This window comes from Shewanella glacialipiscicola (assembly GCF_023283485.1).
Lineage (GTDB): Bacteria > Pseudomonadota > Gammaproteobacteria > Enterobacterales > Shewanellaceae > Shewanella > Shewanella glacialipiscicola.
The window spans coordinates 135,602-151,710 of sequence record NZ_JAKILU010000004.1 but is presented as its reverse complement, the minus strand read 5'-3'; the positions used below and the strand labels follow the sequence as shown (position 1 = coordinate 151,710).

Here is a 16,109-nt window from a genome sequence, read left to right as displayed (position 1 = left end):
ATCAGCTAAGAGCTGCATAAGTTCAAACGATGAAGGTAAGTACATGCTTACCTTCATTAAAATAACGAAAGCTTAGGCTTTCACAATACCGAAGTGGTCGATGTTTGTGCCATTTTAATCCAGTAACAAGGAGACACTATGAAGAAGCCAGCTTCCGATATCGGTCGTCGTCAATTGCTAAAAGCATTGGCGTTAGGCAGTGCGGCAGGCGCAGTGGTTACCGTAAGTAGTCAGGCACTTGCCTCGACAAAAACGGCAGCAACCGTAGAGCCAAAGAGTGAAAACTACCGCGAAACCGAGCATATTCGTCACTATTATGCGTCGCTAAATAACTAACCAAAGGAGAGTGTGATGCGATTAACCCGCAAAACAGACCAGGTTGTCGGCTCTACAGCGTCAGCACTGGGTCTCAACCGTCGTCAGTTCTTGAAATCGGCAGGTCTTGCCACAGGTGGAATCGCTGCGGCGTCCATGCTGGGTACAGGCATGATGCGTAAAGCACAAGCCCAAGAAGACATAGGCCATAATGTTCCTACCGAAGTTAAACGTACTATCTGTTCTCACTGCGCCGTAGGCTGTGGTGTCTATGCAGAAGTACAAAACGGCGTGTGGACAGGCCAAGAACCGGCATTTGACCATCCCTTTAACCAAGGTGGACACTGCGCGAAAGGTGCGGCACTGCGTGAGCATGGCCATGGCGAAAAACGCCTAAAATATCCGATGAAGTTAGAAGGCGGTAAGTGGAAAAAGATCTCTTGGGATCAAGCTATTAATGAAGTTGGCGACAAGATGGACATGATTCGTCAAGAGTCAGGCCCAGATTCAGTTTACTTTATGGGTAGCGCTAAGTTTTCTAACGAACAAGCTTATTTATATCGCAAATTTGCGGCACTGTGGGGCACGAACAACGTCGACCATTCAGCCCGTATTTGTCACTCTACCACGGTAGCCGGTGTTGCTAACACTTGGGGCTACGGTGCGCAAACTAACTCTTTAAATGATGTTCGCAACTCTAAATGCATCATGTTTATAGGTTCAAACCCTAGTGAAGCACACCCAGTCGCGATGCAACACTTTTTGATTGCCAAAGAACGCGGCGCAAAAATTATTGTTGTTGATCCACGTTTCACCCGTACTGCAGCGAAATCTGACGAGTACGTGCATATCCGTCCAGGTACCGATATTCCATTCATTTATGGTCTGTTATGGCATATCTTTGAAAACGGTTGGGAAGATAAAGAGTTTATCAAAAAGCGTGTTTATGGCTTAGAGCGTATCCGCGAAGAAGTTAAAAAGTACACGCCAGAAGAAGTTGAACTGGTTGTCGGTGTACCTAAAGCACAAATGTATCGTGTGGCTAAAATGATGGCCGAAACTAAACCCGGTACTATCGTTTGGTGTATGGGTGGAACCCAGCATCACGTCGGTAACTCCAATACTCGTGCATACTGTATTTTACAGTTAGCCCTTGGCAACATGGGCGTTTCTGGTGGCGGCACTAACATTCTGCGTGGTCACGATAACGTACAGGGCGCAACTGACTTTGGTTTGTTATTCGATAACTTACCCGGTTACTACGGCTTAACCACTGGCGCATGGGCTCACTGGACTAATGTGTGGGATCTCGATCCTAAGTGGGTTGCGGCTCGTTTTGATCAAGGTGAATACTTAGGCCAAAGCCCACAAACGTCTACGGGTATCCCTTGTTCTCGCTGGCACGATGGTGTGTTAGAAGACAAAGCCAAAATCGCCCAAAAAGACAATATTCGTCTAGCGTTCTTCTGGGGGCAATCGGTTAACACTGAAACCCGTGGTCGTGAAGTGCGTGAGGCCCTGAACAAAATGGACACTGTTGTAGTCGTCGACCCATTCCCAACGATGGCGGGTGTTATGCACCAGCGTCAGGACGGCGTGTATCTGTTACCTGCGGCAACGCAGTTTGAAACCTATGGTTCGGTCTCTGCCACTAACCGCTCAATCCAGTGGCGTTCAAAGGTTATTGAACCTTTGTTTGAGTCGCTACCTGATCACGTGATCATGTACAAACTGGCTAAAAAAATCGGTATCGACCAAGAGATGTTTAAACACATCAAAGTCAATGGCGAAGAACCTTTAATTGAAGACATTACCCGCGAGTTCAACACGGGTATGTGGACAGTGGGTTACACCGGTCAAAGCCCTGAGCGTTTGAAAATGCACCAAGAAAACTGGGGCACTTTCGATGTCAACAGCTTACAAGCACCTGGTGGTCCAGCCAAAGGCGAAACCTATGGCTTACCTTGGCCTTGTTGGGGCACGCCAGAGATGAAACATCCCGGCACCCAGATTCTGTATAACGAAGCGAAACATGTTAAAGACGGTGGTGGTAACTTCCGCGCCCGTTACGGTGTTGAGCACGATGGCGTCAATATTCTTGCCGAAGGTTCTTTCTCTAAGGACAGCGAAATCCAAGACGGCTATCCAGAATTTACCGCCGATATGCTTAAGCAATTGGGTTGGTGGGATGACTTAACCGAAAACGAGAAGAAACACGCTGAAGGCAAAAACTGGAAAACTGATATTTCTGGTGGTATTCAACGTGTGGCAATCAAACACGGTTGTATCCCTTATGGTAACGCTAAAGCACGTTGTATCGTTTGGACATTCCCAGATGATATTCCGAAACATCGTGAGCCACTTTACACTCCTCGTCGTGACTTAGTCGCTAAGTACCCCACCTACGAAGACCGTATGGTTGCACGTCTACCGACACTGTATAAGTCAATTCAGGACAAAGACTTTGCTAAAGACTTCCCACTGGCGCTGACATCTGGTCGCTTGGTGGAATATGAAGGCGGCGGTGAAGAATCTCGTTCTAACCCTTGGCTTGCTGAACTGCAACAAGAAATGTTTATCGAAATCAGCCCAGCCGATGCGGCAGACCGCGGGATCCGTGATGGCGATGACGTTTTTGTACATGGTCCAGAGGGCGCCAAAATTACGGTTAAGGCTATGGTGACACCGCGTGTAATCGCCGGTGAATGTTTTATGCCATACCACTTTGCTGGTGTGTTTGAGGGCGAAAGCCTCGCGAAAAACTATCCCGAAGGCACAGTACCTTACGTGATCGGTGAATCCGCAAACACCATTTTAACTTATGGCTACGACGTTGTGACTCAGATGCAAGAAACTAAGTCCAGCTTGTGCCAAATCAGCAAAGCCTAACCTACTTGATGAGGAGATAAGCCATTATGGCAGTCATGAAATTTCTGTGTGACACCAAACGCTGCATCGAGTGTAACGGTTGCGTCACGGCATGTAAGAACGAAAACGACTCCGCTCTTGAGTGGGGAATTCAGCGTCGCCGCGTAGTGACGATTAACGATGGTCTACCTGGCGAAGCGTCTATTTCAGTGGCATGCATGCACTGTACCGATGCACCCTGCATGGCCGTATGTCCGGCAGATTGTTTCTACCGTACCGAAGACGGCATAGTGCTGCACAACAAAGATACCTGTATCGGTTGTGGTTATTGCTTCTATGCTTGCCCATTTGGTGCACCGCAATTCCCGAAAAAGACTGCCTTTGGTAGTCGCGGTAAAATGGACAAGTGTACTTTCTGTGCCGGTGGCCCAGAAGAAACCTTCTCCGAAGCCGAGCGTAAAAAATACGGTGCAAACCGTATTGCTGAGGGCAAGTTACCTATGTGTGCTGAGCTTTGTTCGACTAAAGCACTGCTCGCTGGTGATGCGGAAGTGGTATCAAACATCTACCGTCAACGTATGGCCTCTCGAGGCAATCCTAACGTGATTTGGGGCTACAACCCCAAGACAGGTGAGATTATCTAAGCAGAGCGAGGGTTAGGGAGCTTTTCCTAACCCCCAGCAAGGAGTGAAAATGTTAAACAAACAGTTAAACAAATCACTGCGCAGTCTGTTTGCTCTGTTGGTGCTCGTCACGGGATTGGGATTAGGTTCAGTCATGAGCGCAACCCCAGTACAAGCAAGTGATCAGCAATCGAGTCAGCAACAGGCGACAGCGCAAACCAGTGAGGCCGATCTTTGGCGTGCGGTAAAAGCAGGCGATGCCGGCTATACCACCGCTAAAGGGATAGAAACTGGGGTGTTGATTAACGTTGCCGGTAACCAAGGTAAAGAACTGAGAAACGAATACCTAACTCCAATCATGGCGTTAGCCGTGGTTGGTGTTTTTGGTGCTTTCTTATTATTTTATCTGGTGAATGGTCCATCAAAACTGAGTAAAGGCTTTTCAGGTAAGTTGGTCGCACGTTGGTCTAAGGCGGATCTGTGGATCCACTGGATCATGGCAAGCAGTTGTATTGCACTAATGTTTACCGGTCTAACCATTATGCTAGGTAAGCACGTTGTGCAGCCAATGTTAGGGCCCGATCTTTGGGCGCCGTTGATCTACGGTAGCAAAACAATCCACGATTGGGCGGGTCCCATCTTTATCGCGGCTTGGGCGGTATGCGTAGTTAAATGGATGCCACTACAAACCTTTAAAATGTATGATTTAAAATGGTTTTTAGTGGTGGGTGGTTATATCAACTTTGGTCCGTTCAAAGGTAAACACCCAGACAGTGGTTTTGCCAACGCCGGTGAAAAAATGTGGTTTTGGACATTGATGTTGTTTGGTTTATTCATCAGTGTTTCTGGCATCATGTTGGTCTTGCCTGGCTTAGAACTACCCCGTACGGCCTCAATGGCCGCACTGCTGATCCACTCTATCAGCGCGATTATCCTGATTGCCTTTACCATAGTGCATATTTGGATGGCGACTGTACTTAGCGAAGGCGGTATGGAGTGTATGACGTCGGGTTATTGTGATGAAAACTGGGCCATCCAGCACCACAACCTCTGGTATGACGAAATCAAAGCCAACGGCAGCTTAACCTATAAAGACTAAGTTAAACCGCAGCTTTTATGCCCTTAAAACACCTCGCAATGCGAGGTGTTTTTTTTATTTATTTTCGTCGCAAAAACACGAAAAATTAACAGCTGAAATGCTGAGGTACAAAAAGCCGCTATCCCATGACTCCCAAGGGATTTGTGAAACTATGAGCGAGTTAACGCTTTAAGAGAACGGTATCCTATTTCAAGGCCGCAAACTGTTCTAGATCAATTCCTACTCGTCCCTTTCCCACTATATTGCCGTCACGCGCGATGATTGATGGTAAGCAAGATGGTTCCATTATCTTTCCCACCACCGAACTTCACTTTTTGATAACAAGATAACCCCACAAAAAAGCCGTGCGAACTTAACACTAAACCTTAATTTTAGGAGTCAGCATGAAGCAGCAACCCAGCGATTTATCTCGCCGAACTTTGCTAAAAGCGCTCACCGTCGGCAGCGTAGCAGGTGCCACGATTGCGGCAACGGGCATAAGCGTGGCAAAGGCCAGCGAGAGCAGCAAGGTAACCACTAAAGAGTCAAATGGTTACCACGAAACTGCGCATATCAGCAGCTATTACGATAGCTTGCGCAGCTAATCTAGGAGAAGTCAGCGATGAAGTTAACTCGCAAGTCCAATGCTGCCCCAGTGGCAGGCAAACCGGCGTTAGGCATTAGCCGTCGTCAATTTATGAAGCACGCAGGTATTGCAACTGGCGGTATTGCGGCAGCATCACTCATGGGTACTGGCATGATGCGTCGCGTCGAAGCCAAAGAAGTGCCGCATGATGCCCCCATCGAAGTAAAGCGTACTATTTGTAGTGCCTGTGCTGTCGGTTGTGGTTTATATGCCGAAGTGCAAAATGGCGTGTGGACAGGCCAAGAACCTGCATTCGATCATCCGTTTAACGCCGGTGGTCACTGTGCCAAAGGTGCAGCACTGCGCGAACACGGCCACGGTGAAAAACGCCTGAAATATCCAATGAAATTGGTTGATGGCAAGTGGAAAAAACTCTCTTGGGAAGATGCGATTAACGAAGTGGGCGATCAAATGCTCAGCATTCGTAAAGAATCCGGCCCAGACTCAGTGTACTTCATGGGTAGCGCTAAGTTTTCTAACGAAGGTTGTTACATGTACCGCAAATTAGCGGCGATGTGGGGCACAAACAACGTCGACCATTCAGCTCGAATTTGTCACTCTACCACGGTAGCCGGTGTTGCTAACACTTGGGGCTACGGTGCGCAAACTAACTCTTTTAACGATATTCAAAATGCCAATGCGATCTTTCTGATTGGAGCAAACCCAGCAGAAGCTCACCCAGTGGCAATGCAACATATTCTGATCGCAAAAGAAAGAAAACACGCCAAGATTATTGTGGTTGACCCACGTTTCTCCCGTACAGCAGCGCACTCAGACTTACATTGCGCTATCCGTCCAGGTACTGATATTCCGTTTATTTACGGTATGTTATGGCATATTTTTGAAAACGGTTGGGAAGATAAGACCTTTATCAAACAACGTGTTTTCGAGATGGAAAGCATCCGCGCCGAAGTGAAAAAGTTCCCACCTAAAGAAGTGGAAAACATCACAGGCGTAAGCGAAGTAGATGTGTACCAAGCAGCCAAATTGATGGCCGACAACCGTCCTGGCACTGTGATTTGGTGCATGGGTGGTACTCAACACCACGTCGGTAACGCTAACACCCGTGCTTACTGCATTCTGCAATTAGCCTTAGGCAATATGGGCGTTTCTGGCGGCGGTACTAACATTTTCCGTGGTCACGATAACGTCCAAGGCGCAACTGACTTAGGCTTATTATTCGATAATTTACCCGGTTACTACGGCTTAACGACAGGTGCTTGGGCTCACTGGACCCACGTGTGGGATCTGGACATGGCATGGGTTAAAAACCGTTTCGACCAAACGCCTTATTTGGGCAAAGACCCAATGACCACGCCGGGTATTCCTTGTTCTCGCTGGCACGATGGTGTGTTAGAAGAAAAGAGTAAATTAGCGCAGAAAGACAATATTCGTATGGCATTTTTCTGGGGACAATCGGTTAACACTGAAACCCGCCAGCGTGACGTGCGCGATGCCTTAGATAAGATGGATACCGTCGTTGTTGTCGACCCATTCCCTACTATGGCAGGCGTCATGCACCGTCGTAAGAATGGTGTGTATCTATTACCCGCTGCAACGCAATTTGAAACCGAAGGCTCAGTATCAAACTCTGGCCGCTCGATTCAATGGCGTGAAAAAGTCATAGAGCCACTGTTCGAGTCTAAAACTGACCTCGAAATCATGTACCGTTTAGCGCAAAAGCTCGGTATTGATGAGCAATACACTAAACGTATCGCTAAAGAAAACGGTTTACTTGTGATTGAAGATATCACCCGCGAAATCAACCGCGGTATGTGGACTATCGGTATGACGGGCCAAAGCCCTGAGCGCATCAAATTGCATACCCAAAACTGGGGCACCTTTAGTAATAAAACACTCGAAGCAGCCGGCGGCCCAGCGAAGGGGGAAACCTATGGTTTACCTTGGCCATGTTGGGGCACGCCAGAAGCGAAACATCCTGGTACCCAAATTCTGTATAACCAATCAAAACACGTAAAAGACGGTGGTGGTAACTTCCGCGCCCGTTATGGTGTTGAATATAACGGTCAAAGCATTTTAGCAGACGGAACTTACTCTAAAGGCGCTGAAATTCAAGACGGTTATCCAGAGTTTACCGCCGATATGCTTAAGCAGCTGGGTTGGTGGAATGATCTGACCGCCGAAGAAAAAGCAGAAGCTGAAGGCAAAAACTGGAAGACCGACTTGTCGGGCGGCATCGTTCGCGTGGCGATTAAGCATGGTTGTATTCCTTTTGGTAACGCTAAAGCTCGTTGTATTGTTTGGACTTTCCCAGACCAAGTGCCAATTCACCGTGAGCCGTTATACACGCCGCGTCGTGACTTAGTAACCAAATACCCGACCTATGCCGACATGCAAGTGCACCGTCTACCAACACTTTATAAGTCAATTCAAGACCAAGACTTCAGTGGTAAATACCCATTAGCGCTAACCTCTGGTCGTTTAGTTGAATATGAAGGTGGTGGTGAAGAATCTCGCTCTAACCCGTGGCTAGCTGAACTTCAACAGGAAATGTTTGTTGAAATGAACCCCGCCGATGCAGCCGATCGCGGTATCCGCAACGGTGAAAACGTGTGGTTAGAAGGCGCCGAAGGTGGCCGTATTAAGGTACAAGCACTGGTGACCCCAAGGGTTAAGCCCGGCGTAACCTTTATGCCATACCACTTTGCCGGTGTGATGCACGGAGAAAGTTTAGCGCCTAACTATCCAGAAGGCACAGTGCCTTATGTTATAGGTGAATCCTGTAACACTGCGATGACCTATGGCTATGATCCTGTGACCCAAATGCAGGAAACCAAGGCGTCACTCTGTCAGATCGTTAAAGCGTAAGTGCAGCTTAAGCTAGGAGAATTGCCATTATGGCTACAATGAAATTTTTGTGTGATACCAAGCGCTGCATCGAATGTAACGGTTGTGTCACTGCCTGTAAAAACGAAAACGACTCCGCTCTTGAGTGGGGAATTCAACGCCGCCGCGTAGTGACGATTAACGATGGTCAACGTGGAGAAGCCTCAATCTCTGTCGCCTGTATGCATTGCAGTGATGCACCTTGTATGGCGGTTTGCCCAGCAAACTGCTTCTACAGAACTGACGACGGCATAGTGCTACACAACAAAGATACCTGTATTGGTTGCGGTTACTGCTTGTACGCCTGTCCGTTTGGTGCACCACAGTTCCCGAAAAAAGGTGCCTTTGGTAGCCGCGGCAAAATGGATAAATGTACTTTCTGTGCCGGCGGCCCAGAAGAAAATCACTCAGACGCAGAACGCCAAAAATACGGCTCAAACCGTATTGCTGAAGGCAAACTGCCCATGTGTGCAGAACTGTGTGCCACTAAGGCCCTATTAGCCGGTGATGCGGAAATTGTTTCGAGCATCTTCCGCGAACGTGTGGCTTACCGTGGTGCTAAAGACGCGGCTTGGAATTAATTCAGGTCAACAGGATCTGTCCACAACTTAACTGCGCCCGCCTCGGTAGGCGTAGCTAAGTGAGAGAGGATATATGATAAATAAATGGTTCAAGCACATAGGGTTAGCTATCGCACTGTTATTTAGTGCCGTGTGCTTCGCTAATGGTGGTGGTGAACTGGCTCAAGTTGAACAGTCTGATGCGCAAATGTGGGCACAACTGAAAGATGGCGCCACGGGATACACCACTTCCCAAAGTGAGTTTCACGCTCAGCCCATTAATACCTATGATTTACGGGTATTGACGTTACGCAGCGACTGGTTAGCGCCGGCCTTAATGGCAGCGTTATTTGGTATGATTATTATCTTTGTCTTATTTATCAAGGTGAATGGCATTTCTACGCTGCACCATGGTTTTTCAGGCAAGCTGGTGCATCGCTGGTCTAAATTCGATGTTTCAATCCACTGGTTAGGCGCGATCCCGTGCTTATTGTTGATTTTAACGGGCTTAACCTTACTGGCTGGACGATTCTTTTTCCAACCTTGGTTAGGTGAAGGATTTTGGGCAGGCCTTGTCTACGGTGCCAAACAAATCCATGACGTAATGGCGTTTCCTTTCATGATCGGTTGGGCATTAATGACCGTATTATGGGCGAAAAACCAACTGCCAAAAATGTACGACGTAAAGTGGTTTATGGTGGTCGGTGGTTACATTAACTTTGGTCCATTCAAAGGTAAGCACCCTGATGCTGGTTTTGCTAACGCGGGTGAAAAAATGTGGTTTTGGGCCTTTGCCCTGTTTGGATTAGTGATTTCGGCCTCAGGCATGTTGTTACTCTTCCCTAACCTATTTGAACCTAGCCGGACAATAAGTTTAATCGCATTGGTATTGCACTCAGTGAGCGCTATCGTAATCTGTGCTTTCTCTATCGTGCACATCTTCATGGCAACTGTGATGTCAGAAGGCGGGATGGAATGTATGGTATCAGGCTACTGTGATGAAAACTGGGCAAGCCAACATCACAATCTATGGTTTGACGAAATCAAAGCTAATGGCACCTTGAAGTACAAAGAATAATTCTTGTTACTTTGACGATTAAAAAACCTCTGTGAGTTGACTCACAGAGGTTTTTTTATTTAAACCCGCCAACTGCTAGCGCAACTCTTGATAACATCAAACTGTAAAAGCGTAGCTGCACCCTGTTATTTTTCCGCTTTTTTTTGCTCTAAACTGGCCCAATAGCCCGCCAACATAGCGCCTGACAGGTTATGCCATATCGAGAATATCGCGCTAGGAATAGCAGAGATAGGGCTAAAAAACTTAATGCATAAGGCAGTGGCTAGGCCAGAGTTTTGTAGGCCGACTTCGATGGATATGGTCTTACAAACCGTATGGCTAAAGCCCAATAAGCGGCAGCAAAAGTAGCCCAAGGCGAGGCCCAAACCATTGTGTAAAAATACAGCTAACAAAATAATCGAGCCGACCTTATCAAACTGATCAGCGTTTAGAGCCACAATAATAGTGATCGCCATTACAATCGCTAAAATAGAAATGAGCGGCAATGCGGGAGCGACTTTGGCCACCAGCGATTTAAAAAAATGATTGATAATCACGCCAGCACTGACCGGAATTAACACGATTTTCACCAAGCTCAGCAGCATATCGGTAAAAGGGATATCGACCATCTCACCAATCAGCAGCTTGATAATCAGTGGGGTTAACACCACTCCCGCTAAGGTCGACAGCGCCGTCATAGTGATTGATAACGCCACATCACCTTTTGCCAAGTAACAAACGACGTTAGAAGCCGTGCCACCCGCAACGCTACCCACCAACACCATGCCAATGGTGAGCTCCCTATCTAAGCCTAATAGCTGGCTGATCAATAATGCGCTAAGCGGCATCACTGAGAATTGCAGCACCAGCCCAGTGAGTACCGCACGTTTCTGTTTGAAGGCATTAGCAAAATCGAACAGATTTAAGGTAAGCCCCATAGATAACATGATGACCACCAGCAGCGGCACAATGGCGGATTTAACTTCAACAAAACCACTAGGCATAACATAAGCAAGCACAGCACCACACAACGCTAACAGCGGAAAAAATCGATTTATATTGACCAATATAGCCAGCCTTTTTAACAGCAGAGGTTAAGTTAACGCTCGGATGATGACAGCCACCCCTCAGATAGACAAGCCAGCTGCGGGGGATTAATACTAAATAATATGAACTCAGGCGTTTCTACAGGTTATTTGTCTCTTTATCTAGGTTAACTTTGTATATAAGGTAATAAGATTAATCAGTTACTACATTCACTATCCTGAGTTTAGGTTAAATAAAACAGGCTGCCCCCTATTTTAAGCATCCCTTTTGAACCACTTATTATTAAAAAATGCATTGCAGATCACTAAAACATGATCTGCTTAACAAAACACCGTGATTTATATGTTAGGAAGCCGTAACTTGTAACCAGTTCACATTTTATTAGCCGCATACCCGTTAGTCTAACTACGCTAGGTGGTCGTGAATTACCTAAAGCAATTCTGGTATTTACGGTTAGCACTCTCAGATAGGAATAGTCATGTCTTCAATTATCCAAACGCCTAACAGCGCTATCATTAAGCCTTATCAAGCTAATATTACCGTTCCTAACTGGATGCTCAGCTCAATGGAGCGGGTGATGCAGTATTATGTCGACAAAAACCTTCGTCTTGATACTATTTCTGCCGAAATGATGCCTGCGCCAGTTGAAGGCAAAAAGTACATGTTATACGCGCATATTCCTTTCTGTCACACCCTATGTTCTTACTGTACCTTTCATCGTTTTATATTTAAGGAAGATAAGGCGCGTGCTTATTTTATCTCGCTACGTAAAGAAATGGAGATGGTTAAAGCATTAGGCTATGACTTTGAATCTATGTACATTGGTGGTGGTACTACCACAGTATTAGAAGATGAATTAGCCCGCACTATCGAGCATGCTAAAACGTTGTTCCCCAGCATTAAAGAAGTGTCCTGCGAGTCCGATCCGCAGCATTTAGACAGCCCAGGATTTAAGCAACTGAAAGGCTTAGTCGATCGCATGTCTATTGGCGTGCAAAGTTTTAATGATGATATTTTAAAGATGACCGACAGGCTGGAAAAATTCGGTACTGGTCAACAAACCTTCGACAAAATTATGGGCGCAAAAGAGCTGTTCCCGATTATTAACGTCGACCTAATTTTTGGTTTCCGTGGCCAAACCGATGAAGTGATCCAGCATGATCTCGACATGGCGTCGCGTTTAGACCCAAGACAAATTACCACTTATCCATTGATGATCACCCATCAGACTCGCAAGAGCGTTAAAGGTAAGCTGGCCGCGCCACAAGGAGAGATGGCAAACCAATATCGCCAAATTTTAAACAGTTTAAATGGCCAATATAATCAATTATCTGCCTGGGCATTTGGTAAAACCGACAACGAAGGATTTGACGAATACGTTATCGATTACGACGAATATTTAGGCGTCGGCTCTGGCTCATTCAGCTTTTTAAATGACACTCTTTATGTCAATACTTTCTCATTGCGTAAGTACCAAGAGCGCGTTGCCGCGGGGAAAATGGGCGTTGAGCAGCAAAAGAACTACAGCAAAAAAGACGTGATGCAATATCGCTTCTTGCTCGGCATGTTCTCTGGCCGTTTATCACGTAAATATTTCCGTGATAATTTTGGCGTCAATTTAGATACAGCCTTATTTAAAGAAATGACCTCAATGAAGTTAATTGGCGCAATTAAAAATGACCCAACGGATCCCGATAATTTGATCGTGACCGACAACGGTAAGATGATGGGTCTATTAATGATGAAAGAGTTTTACTCCGGCATGGATAACGTGCGCGCCCAGTTGCGTAAACCGCTCAAACCCTGTGATATGTAACACTTATTGATGCTGGCGTTAATGAAGATTCAACAGGCCCTTTAGAGGGCCTTTTTGTTAGCTCGGTTTAATGGATAGTAAGTACTGATAGCTAAAACAAAATCAACTCTTGTCATATCAATACAATCAAGCCTAAACGATAAGTGACTGCTGAACTCGGCTAATGATCAACTCTCGCAGCCATTTATGGCTAAGATCGTGTTCAAAATGTTTGTGCCACATCAGCAAGTAAGCGCCGGGGATCAAGTGAATAGGCGAAGGTAAATATTGCAGATCAAAGGATTTCATCAAGGTTAAGGCATAACGCGAGGGCGCGCAGAGAATTAAATCGCTTTGTTCACACAGGGTCAGTGCGCTCTGAAAATCGGTCATGTGCACTGCAATATCGCGCTTACGTCCTTCAAGCTGTAATACATCGTCCAGCAACCAATGCTCTAGGCCACCAAAAGCCACCTGTAACTGGCGATAACTCAAAAAAGTTTCTAAATTCCACTCCTGCTTTAACGCGGGATGATCACGGCGCATTAAACATACTGAGTAATCTTGTACTAATTCGACATAAGACAGATCGTCTGACATATCATTTACATGCATCGGCGAACGCTCATCCCATTCACGACAACCAATCGCTAAATCAATATCACAACGCAGTAATCTGTCCATGGTATCGAGGCGCCACGTTTGGCAATTAATACTCACACTCGGCGCCTGTATCAGCAACTCAGGCATAAAATAAGGCAGAGTGAGCGAGTAAGTAGTCTCGACTAAATGCATTCTAAATTGGCGCTGACTTAAAGCGGGCTCAAAGGTATCTGGCCGCGTAAATTGGGCTAATTGTTGTAGGCATTGGCGTAACTCAGGTGCAAGGGATAACGCCTTAGGTGTGGGTTTAAGACCATAGGCCGTTCGCTCAAACAACGGATCATCAAATACTTCCCTAAGACGAGTCAGCTGTTTACTGACCGCTGATTGGCTTAAATGCAAACGAGCTGCCGCTGCGGTAACGCTGCGCTCCTCTAGCAGGATTTCAAGTACGGGCAGTAAATTTAGATCTAGTCTTTTTTGCATCTATGACTCAGTTATCCCAACAAATTGTTATCGAGGTGTATTTTTAAATAGGTGGATACTGAGCCTCTGCGGCAATTTCATCAACAACAGCGACAATAAAATCACTCCAATCCCTATCCATTGGCGTAAATCAAGCGTTTCACCGACGATTAACACCCCTAATAGTACCGCAACCACAGGGTTAACTAATGCCACCATACCCATAATTTCTGGCCCCAAATGTCGCATCGACCACAACCAAGCCCAGTAGGCTAGCGCGGTGTTGGCAATTACTAACCAAATAAGTGAAGGTACCACGTGCATCGCTGGTAATTGTGGCGCACCAGACATAAACCACGCCAGCGGAATTAACATCAATCCCCCCAAGAATAACTGCCACGCGGTCAGCACTAAGTAGTCACCCACATCCCACCTTTGCATCCAGCGGGATGACAAAGCCACTAGGGTTGTCGCCCCCAACATGCAGAGCACGCCGATAGGATCAAGATCCGCTGAAGGGTTGAGCAGTAACATTACCCCACCAAGTCCCATTAACCCCAATAGTAACCACTTCATTCCCGGACGTTTTTTGTCAATAACCCAAGCTAAGATGATGAAAATTAACGGCAGAGTGGCACCTAATGTGCCCGCCACTGCGCCAGGTAAACGATAAGCCCCAATAAACAACAAAGCAAAGAAGGCACCGATATTACAAAAAGAAAGTAAAGATAACTTTGACCATGCCAGAGTCGGCAAACGAGGGCGCAGCATCAGCAGCAAAATCCCTGCGGGTAAAGCGCGCCATACGGCTACCCAGTAAGGCGACATATCTTGTAAATACAAATTAACTAACGCATAAGTCGTACCCCAAAATACCGGGGCGAGCAAGGCTATGACAAAAGGCATAATGAGTCTTTAAGAAGTATCTTGATGTAGAGATATGTTATCTTGAGACGAATAAACTAGCAAGCATTGTCTGAATCCTAACAACATAAGCATGACAAACACTGCGTTTAGGCGCAGTTTACCGTATAATCAGCCGTCATTTTCTACAGGCGGGCAAGCATGTTCCATATCGCACTCTATGAGCCAGAAATCGCACCTAATACAGGCAATATTATTCGTTTATGCGCTAACAATGGCTGCCAACTGCATTTAATTGAACCTTTAGGTTTTGATTTAGAAGAAAAAAAATTACGTCGAGCCGGCTTAGATTATGCTGATTTAACTAACGTCACTCGGCATAAAAACTTTGATGCCTTTCTCGAGGCTATGGCGGGCAAGCGCATTATGGCCTGTACCACTAAGGGAAGTCGCCCACATTCAGAACTTCGTTTTGCAAAAGATGATGTACTGCTATTTGGCCCAGAAACCCGCGGTTTACCGATGGCCATTATCGAGTCGATCCCGACCGAACAGCGATTACGTATTCCAATGGCGGCCACCAGCCGTAGCCTCAATCTCTCCAATGCAGTGGCGATTATCAGCTACGAAGCCTGGCGTCAGCTAGATTTTACAGGCGCACTGTAAGCAAACTTCAGTTAAATACCATTGAGGGTAAGCTGAATTAATGATTAAGGAGATGGCGCGACAGGCGTCATCTCTATGCCGCGAAATAGCTGATAGCGGTCAATATCATCATCTAAATACTGAATATTTTGCGTCCACAGCCATGCGCCAGCAGGCGTTTTGGTATCAAAGAGTAGTTGGATCAATGCCGGTCGTGTGCTGACAATCCCTTCTCCTAGCAGTGAATAATCGCCATTTTGACGATATAAGCTAAACACTTGCTGTTTATCTTCTGCTACACCGTCGTAGTAGGTCAGCAGCACTTGTGAACCTTGTTCCCGAAACCACCAAGTTTCGCTAAAAGGCGCCCTCGTGCCGATACTCACAGATAAGATTAACTGCCGCTGATCTTGGGAGCAAAAACCATTGACTGTGACTTTTTTAGGAATTTCCCCAACTTTGGCAGAATCACCCGCCCACTGTCCGACAAATTGAGGGCAAAACTCCTTAAAACTGACCTTAGCCGCTAAAGCCGAAGTCGGCAGTAGGGCAAAAAGAGTTAGTGCTACGCCTAAGTAGATGTTGAGTCTTGTATGACTTATTTTTAAATGCCGCCTTTGTGGACCATCTTTTTGCTTAAACCGCATTTCCCCACCTAAACGCCTATGGTTAATATCCTTACTATGGGCAAAAAGT

General features: G+C 46.4%; 14 protein-coding genes. 10 read left to right on the top strand and 4 right to left on the bottom strand.

Annotated features, from left to right (window positions below):
• Positions 1-138: 138 nt before the first annotated feature.
• The 8 genes from L2717_RS05055 to L2717_RS05020 all read left to right on the top strand — a co-directional run bounded on the left by L2717_RS05055 (position 139) and on the right by L2717_RS05020 (position 10,015).
• Entirely contained in the window at positions 139-336 is a 198-nt protein-coding gene (locus L2717_RS05055; protein ID WP_115406521.1) for a twin-arginine translocation signal domain-containing protein, read from the top strand.
• Positions 337-351: 15 nt separating this feature from the next.
• Positions 352-3,204 (top strand): molybdopterin-dependent oxidoreductase, encoded by a 2,853-nt coding sequence (locus L2717_RS05050; protein WP_220772316.1) that lies wholly within the window; start codon positions 352-354, stop codon positions 3,202-3,204.
• A gap of 26 nt (positions 3,205-3,230) precedes the next feature.
• Complete coding sequence (fdh3B, locus tag L2717_RS05045; RefSeq protein WP_076497216.1) at positions 3,231-3,827, top strand: formate dehydrogenase FDH3 subunit beta; 597 nt, start codon at positions 3,231-3,233, stop codon at positions 3,825-3,827.
• Positions 3,828-3,876: 49 nt separating this feature from the next.
• Positions 3,877-4,905, top strand: a complete 1,029-nt coding sequence (locus tag L2717_RS05040) for a formate dehydrogenase subunit gamma (RefSeq protein ID WP_220772315.1) — start codon at positions 3,877-3,879, stop codon at positions 4,903-4,905.
• A gap of 383 nt (positions 4,906-5,288) precedes the next feature.
• The gene (locus L2717_RS05035; protein WP_076497218.1) at positions 5,289-5,489 is read left to right on the top strand and encodes a twin-arginine translocation signal domain-containing protein; all 201 of its coding nucleotides are present in this window, start codon (positions 5,289-5,291) and stop codon (positions 5,487-5,489) included.
• Between the two features lie 17 nt (positions 5,490-5,506).
• Entirely contained in the window at positions 5,507-8,359 is a 2,853-nt protein-coding gene (locus tag L2717_RS05030) for a formate dehydrogenase subunit alpha (RefSeq protein WP_220772314.1), read from the top strand.
• Positions 8,360-8,388: 29 nt separating this feature from the next.
• On the top strand, positions 8,389-8,958 hold the full coding sequence (gene fdh3B, locus L2717_RS05025; RefSeq protein WP_220772313.1) for a formate dehydrogenase FDH3 subunit beta: 570 nt from the start codon (positions 8,389-8,391) through the stop codon (positions 8,956-8,958).
• Positions 8,959-9,034: 76 nt separating this feature from the next.
• Complete coding sequence (locus L2717_RS05020) at positions 9,035-10,015, top strand: formate dehydrogenase subunit gamma (protein WP_220772355.1); 981 nt, start codon at positions 9,035-9,037, stop codon at positions 10,013-10,015.
• Positions 10,016-10,140: 125 nt separating this feature from the next.
• Here L2717_RS05020 and L2717_RS05015 read toward each other — a convergent pair whose 3' ends face one another.
• A complete protein-coding gene (locus tag L2717_RS05015; protein ID WP_220772354.1) occupies positions 10,141-11,064 on the bottom strand; it encodes a bile acid:sodium symporter family protein in 924 nt (307 codons plus the stop codon).
• Positions 11,065-11,519: 455 nt separating this feature from the next.
• Between L2717_RS05015 and L2717_RS05010 the strand changes: the two genes are divergently transcribed.
• Complete coding sequence (locus L2717_RS05010; RefSeq protein WP_220772312.1) at positions 11,520-12,857, top strand: coproporphyrinogen III oxidase family protein; 1,338 nt, start codon at positions 11,520-11,522, stop codon at positions 12,855-12,857.
• A 132-nt stretch (positions 12,858-12,989) separates the two neighbouring features.
• Here the strand turns inward: L2717_RS05010 and L2717_RS05005 are convergent, their stop codons facing one another.
• Entirely contained in the window at positions 12,990-13,925 is a 936-nt protein-coding gene (locus L2717_RS05005; RefSeq protein WP_220772310.1) for a LysR family transcriptional regulator, read from the bottom strand.
• Between the two features lie 27 nt (positions 13,926-13,952).
• Positions 13,953-14,810 (bottom strand): DMT family transporter, encoded by an 858-nt coding sequence (locus L2717_RS05000; RefSeq protein WP_220772308.1) that lies wholly within the window; start codon positions 14,808-14,810, stop codon positions 13,953-13,955.
• Positions 14,811-14,969: 159 nt separating this feature from the next.
• Here L2717_RS05000 and trmL point away from each other — a divergent pair, with 159 nt between their 5' ends.
• Positions 14,970-15,434 carry a tRNA (uridine(34)/cytosine(34)/5-carboxymethylaminomethyluridine(34)-2'-O)-methyltransferase TrmL gene (gene trmL / locus L2717_RS04995; RefSeq protein WP_076497228.1) on the top strand — a complete coding sequence of 155 codons (465 nt, stop codon included), beginning with the start codon at positions 14,970-14,972 and terminating at the stop codon, positions 15,432-15,434.
• A 44-nt stretch (positions 15,435-15,478) separates the two neighbouring features.
• Here trmL and L2717_RS04990 read toward each other — a convergent pair whose 3' ends face one another.
• Positions 15,479-16,060 carry a hypothetical protein gene (locus L2717_RS04990; protein ID WP_220772306.1) on the bottom strand — a complete coding sequence of 194 codons (582 nt, stop codon included), beginning with the start codon at positions 16,058-16,060 and terminating at the stop codon, positions 15,479-15,481.
• Positions 16,061-16,109: the final 49 nt, after the last annotated feature.

Bases quoted from the DNA above. Each gene is read 5' to 3' on its own strand.
- L2717_RS05055 (WP_115406521.1), top strand. From the start codon at position 139: ATGAAGAAGCCAGCTTCCGATATCGGTCGTCGTCAATTGCTAAAAGCA.
- L2717_RS05050 (WP_220772316.1), top strand. From the start codon at position 352: ATGCGATTAACCCGCAAAACAGACCAGGTTGTCGGCTCTACAGCGTCA.
- fdh3B (WP_076497216.1), top strand. From the start codon at position 3,231: ATGGCAGTCATGAAATTTCTGTGTGACACCAAACGCTGCATCGAGTGT.
- L2717_RS05040 (WP_220772315.1), top strand. From the start codon at position 3,877: ATGTTAAACAAACAGTTAAACAAATCACTGCGCAGTCTGTTTGCTCTG.
- L2717_RS05035 (WP_076497218.1), top strand. From the start codon at position 5,289: ATGAAGCAGCAACCCAGCGATTTATCTCGCCGAACTTTGCTAAAAGCG.
- L2717_RS05030 (WP_220772314.1), top strand. From the start codon at position 5,507: ATGAAGTTAACTCGCAAGTCCAATGCTGCCCCAGTGGCAGGCAAACCG.
- fdh3B (WP_220772313.1), top strand. From the start codon at position 8,389: ATGGCTACAATGAAATTTTTGTGTGATACCAAGCGCTGCATCGAATGT.
- L2717_RS05010 (WP_220772312.1), top strand. From the start codon at position 11,520: ATGTCTTCAATTATCCAAACGCCTAACAGCGCTATCATTAAGCCTTAT.
- L2717_RS05005 (WP_220772310.1), bottom strand. From the start codon at position 13,925: ATGCAAAAAAGACTAGATCTAAATTTACTGCCCGTACTTGAAATCCTG.
- L2717_RS05000 (WP_220772308.1), bottom strand. From the start codon at position 14,810: ATGCCTTTTGTCATAGCCTTGCTCGCCCCGGTATTTTGGGGTACGACT.
- trmL (WP_076497228.1), top strand. From the start codon at position 14,970: ATGTTCCATATCGCACTCTATGAGCCAGAAATCGCACCTAATACAGGC.
- L2717_RS04990 (WP_220772306.1), bottom strand. From the start codon at position 16,060: ATGCGGTTTAAGCAAAAAGATGGTCCACAAAGGCGGCATTTAAAAATA.